The organism is Protofrankia sp. Cr1 (genome assembly GCF_963555865.1).
Lineage (GTDB): Bacteria > Actinomycetota > Actinomycetes > Frankiales > Frankiaceae > Protofrankia.
Window position 1 is genome coordinate 22,108 of record NZ_CAUVXO010000017.1, and the last position, 9,446, is coordinate 31,553.

The 9,446-nt window shown below is 66.7% G+C and carries 7 protein-coding genes; 6 read left to right on the top strand and 1 reads right to left on the bottom strand.

Annotated features, from left to right (window positions below):
- Positions 1 to 288: 288 nt before the first annotated feature.
- The 6 genes from U9980_RS03385 to U9980_RS03410 all read left to right on the top strand — a co-directional run bounded on the left by U9980_RS03385 (position 289) and on the right by U9980_RS03410 (position 8,622).
- A complete protein-coding gene (locus U9980_RS03385; protein WP_322766636.1) occupies positions 289 to 2,319 on the top strand; it encodes a hydantoinase/oxoprolinase family protein in 2,031 nt (676 codons plus the stop codon).
- Between the two features lie 36 nt (positions 2,320 to 2,355).
- The gene (locus tag U9980_RS03390; RefSeq protein WP_322766637.1) at positions 2,356 to 4,344 is read left to right on the top strand and encodes a hydantoinase B/oxoprolinase family protein; all 1,989 of its coding nucleotides are present in this window, start codon (positions 2,356 to 2,358) and stop codon (positions 4,342 to 4,344) included.
- Positions 4,345 to 4,585: 241 nt separating this feature from the next.
- Positions 4,586 to 4,972: a hypothetical protein gene (locus U9980_RS03395; protein WP_322766638.1), complete on the top strand. Its 387-nt coding sequence runs from the start codon at positions 4,586 to 4,588 to the stop codon at positions 4,970 to 4,972.
- 162 nt (positions 4,973 to 5,134) lie between these two features.
- The gene (locus U9980_RS03400) at positions 5,135 to 5,971 is read left to right on the top strand and encodes a hypothetical protein (protein WP_322753181.1); all 837 of its coding nucleotides are present in this window, start codon (positions 5,135 to 5,137) and stop codon (positions 5,969 to 5,971) included.
- 6 nt (positions 5,972 to 5,977) lie between these two features.
- Positions 5,978 to 7,864 (top strand): fumarate reductase/succinate dehydrogenase flavoprotein subunit, encoded by a 1,887-nt coding sequence (locus tag U9980_RS03405; protein ID WP_322766639.1) that lies wholly within the window; start codon positions 5,978 to 5,980, stop codon positions 7,862 to 7,864.
- Positions 7,864 to 8,622 (top strand): succinate dehydrogenase/fumarate reductase iron-sulfur subunit, encoded by a 759-nt coding sequence (locus tag U9980_RS03410; protein ID WP_322766640.1) that lies wholly within the window; start codon positions 7,864 to 7,866, stop codon positions 8,620 to 8,622. The genes U9980_RS03405 and U9980_RS03410 overlap by 1 nt, the downstream gene beginning before the upstream one ends.
- 71 nt (positions 8,623 to 8,693) lie before the next feature.
- Here the strand turns inward: U9980_RS03410 and U9980_RS03415 are convergent.
- On the bottom strand, positions 8,694 to 9,446 hold a 753-nt coding region (locus U9980_RS03415), incomplete at its 5' end, for a DUF2334 domain-containing protein (protein ID WP_322766641.1).

Sequence of the window (9,446 nt, forward strand, 5' to 3'; positions counted from 1 at the left end):
CAAAGGAACACGTCTGCCCGGCCATTGCCCGTGCAGACGTCGGCCATACTCGTCAGGAGGTCGAGAAGTGCCACAGTCCACGAGTCCACCCATACCGATCCTTTCTGTAAAACGAGAAGACACCGAAGGTATCTGTCCCGAATGCGGCGAAGCCGGGTTACAGCGTTATCCGGTGCTGTCCGACGGCGGCTGGTTCGAAGTCGTGAAGTGTCGCGCGTGCCTCTGCTCGGTATCCCGCACACCCTGGTCGCGCCTTGGCACGGTCATGCGCCTGGAGGACACCCTGTGATGGACAGGAAGATTGTCGGCGTCGATGTCGGCGGCACCTTCACCGACGTGGTCGCCATCCACGACGGCCAGATAAGGGTCGCCAAGGTGCCGACCGACGTTCGGACGAGCGAGACCTCGGTCCTGCGCGGCGCCGCGGACATTGATGTCTCCACGGCGGACGTGTTCAACCTCGCCAGCACCGCCGGTCTCAACTCGATCATCACGAGGCGTATTCCCAAGGTCGCCTTTCTGACGACACTCGGCCACCGCGACATCCTCGACCGAGGCCGGCTGGTACGACCGTGGACGGCGCTGACCGACATGTCGTGGCGCCGCGGCATCGGCGACGCGTCCCGACCCCTGGTGCCGCGGTATCTGCGGCGCGGTATCAAGGAGCGGATCACCGCCCAGGGCGACGTCCTGATCGCTCTCGACGAGGAGCAGGCGCGCGAGGAACTGCGCGTCCTCGCGGCCTGCAACGTCGAAGGCGTCGCCATCTGCCTGATCAACTCCTACGTCGACGGGGCGCACGAGCGACGGCTGCGCGAGCTCGTCGCCGAGGAGCTCGGTGACGTGGTCTGTTCGATTTCCAGCAGTGTGTCGCCGCTGGCCAAGGAGTACGGCCGCGCGTCGACCACCGTTGTCGACGTCATCATGAAGATCAAATACACTCGATACACCGACCGGCTGACCACCGGCCTGCACGACCTCGGCTTCACCGGGACGTTCAACTACGCCGACTGCGCAGCCCGGCTGATGCCGGCCGACTACGCGATGGAGCAGCCGTACCGCCTCGTCGTCGGCGGGCCGGCCGCGGGCACGGTGTCCAGCGCCCACTTCGGCCGGCTGATCGGTGATGAGAACCTGCTCTGCGCGGACGTCGGCGGCACGTCGGTCGACATCAGCGTGGTCATCGACGGCACACCGTGGTCGAACACGACCTTCGAACTCGAACACGACCTTGTCATCAACGCGCTCTCCACCGACATCGTGACGCTTGGCGCCGGTGGCGGCAGTATCGTCGCGATCACCCCGACCGGCGAGATCCAGGTGGGTCCGGACAGCGCCGGTGCAGACCCGGGGCCCGCCGCCTACGGCCAGGGCGGAACCCGCCCCACCCTCACCGACGCCGGGCTGCTCATGGGAGTGCTGTCCGCGGACGGCTTCCTCGGCGGCACGATGGCCCTTCATCCCGAGCTGGCCCAGGCCGCGTTCGAAAGCCTGGACACATCCCTGTCCCTGGGACAACGGGTCGCCTTCGCGTGGAAGATGGGCCTGAACAACATCGCCGAAGGCCTGCTGAACATCGCCATCCGCAGGGGGATCGACCCGCGCGACTTCAGCCTGGTCGCGTTCGGTGCCGCGGGACCGATGCTGCTTCCGTCCCTGCTGGACCTCGTCCCGCTGCGACGGGTGATCGTTCCTCCCCATCCGGGCCTGTTCAGCGCGCTCGGCCTGGTCAGCTCCGACCAGGTGTTCTCCGACCAGCGCAGTTCGTACACGTTCCTGTCCCCTGAAACCGCGGACACCATCGACCGGCTGTTCCGGGAGATGGAGGACGGTCTGCTGGCCCGCCAGGGCATCGACACGAACGCGGTCCGGATCGTTCGCAGCTTTGACGGCCGGCTGTACGGCCAGAGTTGGGAGACGCCGTTCGTCGAGGTACCCGGGGGGACCATCACCTCGGACACGATCACCACGATGATCAAAACCTTCCACGACGCCTACCAACGGCGCAACAGCAACCGCTTCGAGATGTTTCCCGTCCAGGGCGTCACCTTTCGGGTACAGATGATCGTTCCTTCCGACAAGGCCGAGTACCCCAAGGTCGAGGTCGCCTCGGACGTGGCACCGCAGGCCGACGCGACGACGACACTGAGCCATCTGTATGGGCACGACGTCCTGGCGTCCGAATACCAGCGCACGAAACTACTGGCGGGGCATCGGATCGCGGGGCCAGCCATCATCCGCGAGCCCATGTCCACGACGTTCGTGCCAGCCGGTCACACGGCAACAGTCGGGGAATACGGCGAGCTCAGCATCGCCTGAGCCAGGCGAACCAGCTTCTTGCGAAGGATAGGGATGATGACGACCCAGACCGGAATTCGGAATGGCACCGGTGCCGCATTGCGGGACCTCGGCGACACCGAGTTCGAACAGCTGTACCAGTGTGACCGCTTCACGGCATCAGTGATCTCCAGCCGCTTCCGTTACATCATGGAACACGTCTGCAGCCAGCTCATCACCTACGCGTTCTCACCGCAGATCCGCGAGTCGACGGACATCTCCGCAGCCGTGACCGGTCCGCCCTCGCTGAACCACGCGATGCCGGCGGTGGCCCAGACGATTCCGCTGTTTTTCGGCTCCATCCCGGACGCGGTCCGCATCGCCCTCGAGGAGTACGGCCTCGACCGCATCGTGGCGGGCGACGTCATCATGGTGAACGATCCCTACCGGGTGGGAACACACCTCAACGACGTCTGTTTCATCCGGCCGGTCTTCAGTGCCGGCGAACTCGTCGGCGCGGTGACCATCCGCGCGCACATGCTCGACTGGGGCGGCCGGACCATCGGCGGCTTCGAGGTCACCAAGACCGACCTCTACGAGGACGGTCTGGTACTGCCGCCGACCCTGCTCTACAGCGCGGGAAAGCCCGTCAAGCCGACGTTCAGCCTCATTCTCGACAACACCCGTCTCGGTCCGATCGTACTGCCCGACATCCAGACCATCCACACCTCGCTCGAGCTGGGCGCCGGCCTCCTCCTGGAAACCCTGGAGAAATACGGACTGCCGGCATATCTGGGGGGCATCCGCTATGCGTGCGACGCTGCCGCGGAAACCATGCGCAACGCACTCGAGCGGCTGCCCGACGGAATCTACGAGGGCGAAGAGCGGCTCGACAGCGATGGTCTCAGCGACGACGCGGAGCATGTCGTCCGGGTCCGCATCAACAAACGGGGAGGCCGGGCGGAGTTCGACCTCAGCGGCTCCTCGCCCGCGACGAATTCGGCCATCAACTGCTCGTGGCTGGACGCGAAAACCGCCGTGGCTATCGCGCTCAAGTACCTCATCGACCCCAAAAGCCCGTTCACCTCGGCGTCCCTGCGAGACGTCGACGTGCTGCTGCCCGCCGACAGCATCATCAACCCGTCGCCACCGCACTGCTGCATGTTCTACTGGGAACCAGTCCTGGCAATCATCAACGCGACCTTCAGCGCCATCAACGGTGTACTGGGCGAGTACGCAGTCGCGCCGGACTCATGGGGAGGTACGATTCATTTCGCCAGCGGTGTCACCACCGGCGGAACCCCGTGGTTCAGCTCGGCCGGCGCGACCGTGACCCCGGCGGGGCCATGGGGTGCCACCAGGGACGGCGATGCCGACTCAAGTCAGCTCATGATGATTCTGAATCTACTCGACGGCGGAACCGAGCAGGGCGAAGCAGACAACCCCGTCGTCGTGCTTCGGCGCGACTATGTTCCCGACACCGCCGGCGCAGGCAAGCACCGCAGCGGCTCGGCCAGCGTCACCGACAGCCTCTGGTTGACCCCGGCCGAGCACCGGATCTCCACCTTCCACGTCAAGCGGCCCCCGGGCAACGGCGGCGTGTACGGCGGCCGACCCGGGAGCCTTGCCGGTGGCTGGCTGTGGGACCCCGCGACGTCACCGCTCGCCCAGCAGCCCGCCATCCTGCCGCTGACCATGTCGAGCCCGATCTACAGCGAGGCGACACCGCTGATGGGGGTCGTCAACCCGCAGACGCACGAGCTCGACCCCGACGGTGAGTACCGCTTCCTGCTCACCCCGGTTGCGGCGTCGGCCAACACGATGATCCGTTTTGTCTGCAACGGGGCGGGTGGCTGGGGAGACGCGCTGGAACGCGATCCGCTGCGGGTCCTGCACGACGTGCGTGACGAATACGTCACGATCGACGGTGCGGCGCGCGATTACGGTGTCGTCGTCACCGGCGACCCGATCAGGGATCCCGAAGGCCTCGCCGTTGACGAAAGCGCGACCCGGGCGCTCCGCACGTCCCGCGCCACGTCCACGTCCACGTCCACGTCCGGGACATGACCACGATCGGGACATGACAGGAAGATTTCGCGAACAGGTCCCCCGACCCGGCCCGACGCTACCTTCTGGCATCCCGGCACGGTCAGAAGTTCCGTGCCTCTGGCTAACCTTCCGCCCGTCGATCATACTGCTGTGTGAACGTAATGTGTCATCGATGTGACCGGCTCGGCAGCGGGAACGGGTACCGACACCCGTCCCGAAGGTCGCCGACCGGCAGGTGGAACCACGGAGGTGGCGAATCGTGCAGTCGACAAGCCTACAGGACGAGCTTCTCGCCATAACCAGGGCGGTTGCGGAAGCACAACGTCATGTGCGATGCGTGCGCCGCCACGCGCCCAGCTCACGCCTGGCCGGCCGTCTCGAGGCGGACGTGCGCCGGGTGTTGGAGGACCTCGACGACCTGGGGGCCGAAACCCTCAGCCGCAGCGAAACGAGCGGCCTGGCCGATGCCGACACGGCGGGCACCTCCGCCTGCTCGGTGTACTCCGCAGGCAGTGAACCCGTGTTCGTGCCGGCCCGCCAGGGCGAGCCTGAGTTCCAGCCCGAATGCGACGACGAGGGGGTTGCCGGCGGGTGGCAGCGAGGTCGCTCCGTGTCGCCGCGCCGCCGGCGCCGCGTCCGGGTGTGAGCATGGGACGACGGGCCGCGCCACACTTCGCGGCCTGTCGTCGGTCCGCCCCAGCCGACCGAAACGTAACCGGGAGAACACCACTCAAGGAGAACACGCCAGGGCCCCAGCGCCCCGAAGCTCCATGATCGCGCTGCGGCCCGGGGGGAACCAAGGAGCGCCATGCCGACGCAGACGGATGCCCGTCATCCCGACAATCGGGGTTCCACCGGAGCCACCGCGCCCAGCACCGGCGCGGCCCGAGCGAGGATCACCCAACCCAGCCTGAGACGGGACCGATGGTGGGTAGCTCCCACCATCACGGTGGCCGTGCTCACCGGCTTCGTCGTCTACGGGACGTGGGCGGCGTTCCGCAATGGCAACTACTACGCGCATCCGTACCTGTCGCCGTTCTATTCGCCCTGCCTGACCGACTCCTGCCCGACCGATGCGCTCGGCTCCGGACTGCTCGGCGATGTGCCCTGGATCTCACCCGCCATCCTGATTTTGATCTTCCCGCTCGGCTTCCGGCTCACCTGCTACTACTACCGGAAGGCGTACTACCGATCATTCTGGTGGGCACCGCCGGCCTGTGCGGTTCCCGACGCCCGGCGTAGGTACAGCGGTGAGACCCGGTTCCCGTTGCTGCTGCAGAACGTGCACCGCTACTTCCTGTACTTCGGCGCCTTGTTCGTGGGTCTGCTCACCTACGAGGCTGTCCGGGCGTTCAGCTTCGACGGCAGTTTCGGCATCGGCGTCGGCACCGGCATCCTCACGGTCAACGTGGTACTCCTCGGCCTCTACACGTTTTCCTGCCATTCGTTCCGGCATCTGTGCGGGGGCGGGCTGCGGACCCTGTCCGCACACCCGGTGCGCCGGCGGCTGTGGCGGGGGGTCTCGGCGCTCAACCGGCGCCACCTCGTCTGGGCCTGGGCGAGCCTTTTGTGGATCATGGCGACCGATTTCTACATCTGGCTGGTCGCAAGTGGTCACATCCACGACTACCACTGGGTGGCGTGAGCGGCCATGACACCATCATCGATCTCGGAGACGCACGCCTACGACGTCGTGGTGATCGGCGCGGGGGGCGCGGGCCTGCGCGCGGCGTTGGAGGCGCACGAACAGGGTGCCCGGGTCGCCGTCGTCTGCAAGAGCCTGCTCGGCAAGGCACACACCGTCATGGCCGAAGGTGGTATCGCGGCCGCAATGGGTAACGTGTGGCCCGAGGACAGCTGGCAGACGCACTTTCGCGACACGATGCGCGGCGGAAAGATGCTCAACCAGTGGCAGATGGCCCAGATCCACGCGCAGGAGGCGCCCGACCGGGTCTGGGAGTTGGAAGAGTGGGGCGCGGTCTTCGACCGGACGCCCGATGGACGGATCCTCCAGCGTGACTTCGGCGGCCACCGCTTCGCCCGGCTCGCCCATGTCGGGGACCGCACCGGCCTGGAGCTGATCCGTACCCTGCAGAATCGGCTGGTCAGCAAGCGTATCGACGTCTTCATGGAATGCACGGTGTTGCGCCTGCTGACGGCAGGGCGCCAAGAGACCGCACCGGCGCAGGACGTGCCCGACGGTGACGGACCGCCGGTCACCGGCGCGCTGGCGTACTGGCGTGAGTCCGGGACCTTCGTGCGTTTCGACGCGCCCGCAGTGGTGCTCGCCACCGGCGGCATCGGCAAGTCCTACCAGGTGACATCGAACTCCTGGGAGTACACCGGCGACGGCCACGCACTCGCGCTGTGGGCGGGGGCCGCGCTGATGGACATGGAGTTCGTCCAGTTCCACCCCACCGGCATGGTCTGGCCACCGTCAGTGAAGGGGATCCTCGTCACCGAGGGTGTCCGGGGCGACGGCGGTGTACTGCTCAACTCCGAAGGCCGTCGCTTCATGTTCGACTACATCCCGCCGATCTTCGCTGCTGAGACGGCCGACACCGAGCAGGAGGCTGACCGCTGGTACACCGACAAGGTGACCGCACGCCGGCCACCCGAGCTGCTCCCCCGCGATGAGGTGGCGCGGGCCATCAACGCCGAGATCAAGGCCGGGCGGGGCTCGCCGCACGGCGGGGTGTACCTCGACATCGCATCCCGCCGTGACCCGGATTACATCCGCCGCCGGCTGCCGTCCATGTACCACCAGTTCACCGAGCTGGCCGACGTCGACATCACCAGAGATCCGATGGAAGTCGGCCCGACGTGCCACTACGTCATGGGTGGCATCAAGGTCGACCCGGCCACCGCGGCGGCGACGGTACCCGGACTGTTCGCCGCGGGCGAATGCGCGGCCGGCATGCACGGCTCGAACCGGCTGGGCGGCAACTCCCTGTCCGACCTGCTCGTTTTCGGCCGGCGGGCGGGGCTGCACGCCGCGTGGTACGCGCGGACGGTGCCAGCGGAGGCCCGCGGCGTGGCTGACGACGCACAGGTCAACGCGATCGCCGAGCAGGCCCTCGTGCCGTTCTCCGCCACCGCTGCGGAGGCGGCCCCGGAGAACCCATATCAGCTGCAGCTCGACCTGCAGGAAGTGATGCAGAACCTGGTCGGGATCATCCGGACCGAGCCCGAACTCGTCCGGGCGCTGATGGAGATCGAAGCGTTGCAGGCCCGTGCCCGCCGGGTCGCCGTCGCCGGTCACCGACAGTACAACCCCGGCTGGCATCTCGCCGTCGACCTGCGGTCACTGCTCACCGTCGCGGAATGCATCGCCAGGTCCGCGCTGGCCCGCCGGGAAAGCCGCGGCGGGCACACCCGCGACGACTTCCCGCAGCCCGATCCGGTGTTCGCAACCGTGAACCACGTTCTGCGGCTGCGCGCGGACCGGCTTGTCCTGACCGCCGAACCGCTGCCGGCGCTGCCGGCGGAGCTGGCCCATCTGTTCCAAGCAGCCGCGACCAGCGGAAAGGGTGCCTGATGGCCGCATACAACCTGGCGCTGCAGGTGTGGCGGGGCGATGCCGACGGCGGTGATCTGCACGACTACACGGTCAGCGTCGAGGAGGGCATGGTCGTCCTCGACGCACTGCACAGGCTCCAGCAGACACAGGTCCCAGATCTGGCCGTCCGGTGGAACTGCAAGGCCGGTAAATGCGGGTCGTGCAGTGCCGAGGTGAACGGCCGGCCCCGGTTGATGTGCATGACCCGCCTGAATCTGTTCGCGCCGAGCGACACCATCACGGTGACCCCGCTACGGACGTTCCCGGTGATTCGGGATCTCGTCACGGACGTCTCGTACAACTACGAGAAGGCCGCGCAGGTGCCGGCATTCGCGCCGGGGCCGCCCGCCGGTGCCGACGGACACCACCGGATGAAGCAGGAGGACGTCGACCGCGTCCAGGAGTTCCGCACGTGCATCGAGTGCTTCCTGTGCCAGACTGTCTGCCACGTCATCCGCGACCATGAGGAGAACAAACCGGTCTTCGCCGGCCCGCGGCTGATGGTCCGGTATGCCGAACTGGAGATGCACCCGCTGGACACCGGGGACCGACGGGAGCTGCTACGCGAACAGGCCGGAATCGGCTACTGCAACATTACCAAATGCTGCACGGAAGTGTGCCCGGAACACATTACCATCACCGACAACGCGATCATTCCGCTCAAGGAGCGGGTGGTCGACACCTCCTACGACCCGCTGGTATGGCTCGGCAACCGAATATTCCGCCGACGGCGCTGACAATCGACACGGCCGTCGGCCATGGGTGGGTGACCCATGGCCGACGGCCGCACAACGACCGGGGTCGATGTTTAGACCGTGCCCGCCGCGACAAAGGTGTAGCCGAGCTTCTTTATCCCCGAAACGGTGTCGCGCAGGTACGCCTTTCCGTAATAGGCGTGGTAGAAGAAGCTCGCGAACCCGTCACGAATCACGAGGTTCCGCTTGGCTGCGTCGATCAGGTCGGCCGGCAGCCGGGCCGGGTGGTTGTTGAACGGCTCCGGCTCGATGTTCCCGATGTTCTCCGGGATGAGATAGGTGCCGTTCACGTCGGTGACCGGATATGGGAAGAACTGACCGGCGTACTTGGTGGCGTCGACGGTCCCGCCGGCAAGCTGGTTACGGAAGTACAGGCGCCGGTCATAGCCCTTGGTGAACTTGGCGCGCACGGCGGCGTAGTCGGCGGCCGAGCCGGCGTAGTGCGGGAACTCGAACGTCGTCGGCACAGGCAGGCCGGCCGCGGTGAACGCGGTGGCGGCGCTGTTCATGCGCCCGGTCGCCCAGGCCTGGCTGTCCTCGGCCACCGGACCGTCGTAGACGACGTTGTTCAGGGCGTCGATGTGGGCCCGGAAGAATTCGAAGTCATCGGCGCTGACAGCGTCGTATGGATTCGCCACGTTCGAGTACTGGTGGGTGTAGCCGTGCATGAGCAGTGTCCCGCCCTTGCTCACCATGTACTTGAGTGCGCTGACCACGTCAGGTGTGTTCGCCAGGGTGGTGTCGACCGGCGTGCCGTTGTTGTACACACCCTTGGGGTCCCGGTACCGCGGGTAGACCGCGACGGT

Bases quoted from the DNA above. Each gene is read 5' to 3' on its own strand.
- U9980_RS03390 (WP_322766637.1), top strand. From the start codon at position 2,356: ATGACGACCCAGACCGGAATTCGGAATGGCACCGGTGCCGCATTGCGG.
- U9980_RS03410 (WP_322766640.1), top strand. From the start codon at position 7,864: ATGGCCGCATACAACCTGGCGCTGCAGGTGTGGCGGGGCGATGCCGAC.
- U9980_RS03405 (WP_322766639.1), top strand. From the start codon at position 5,978: ATGACACCATCATCGATCTCGGAGACGCACGCCTACGACGTCGTGGTG.
- U9980_RS03385 (WP_322766636.1), top strand. From the start codon at position 289: ATGGACAGGAAGATTGTCGGCGTCGATGTCGGCGGCACCTTCACCGAC.
- U9980_RS03400 (WP_322753181.1), top strand. From the start codon at position 5,135: ATGCCGACGCAGACGGATGCCCGTCATCCCGACAATCGGGGTTCCACC.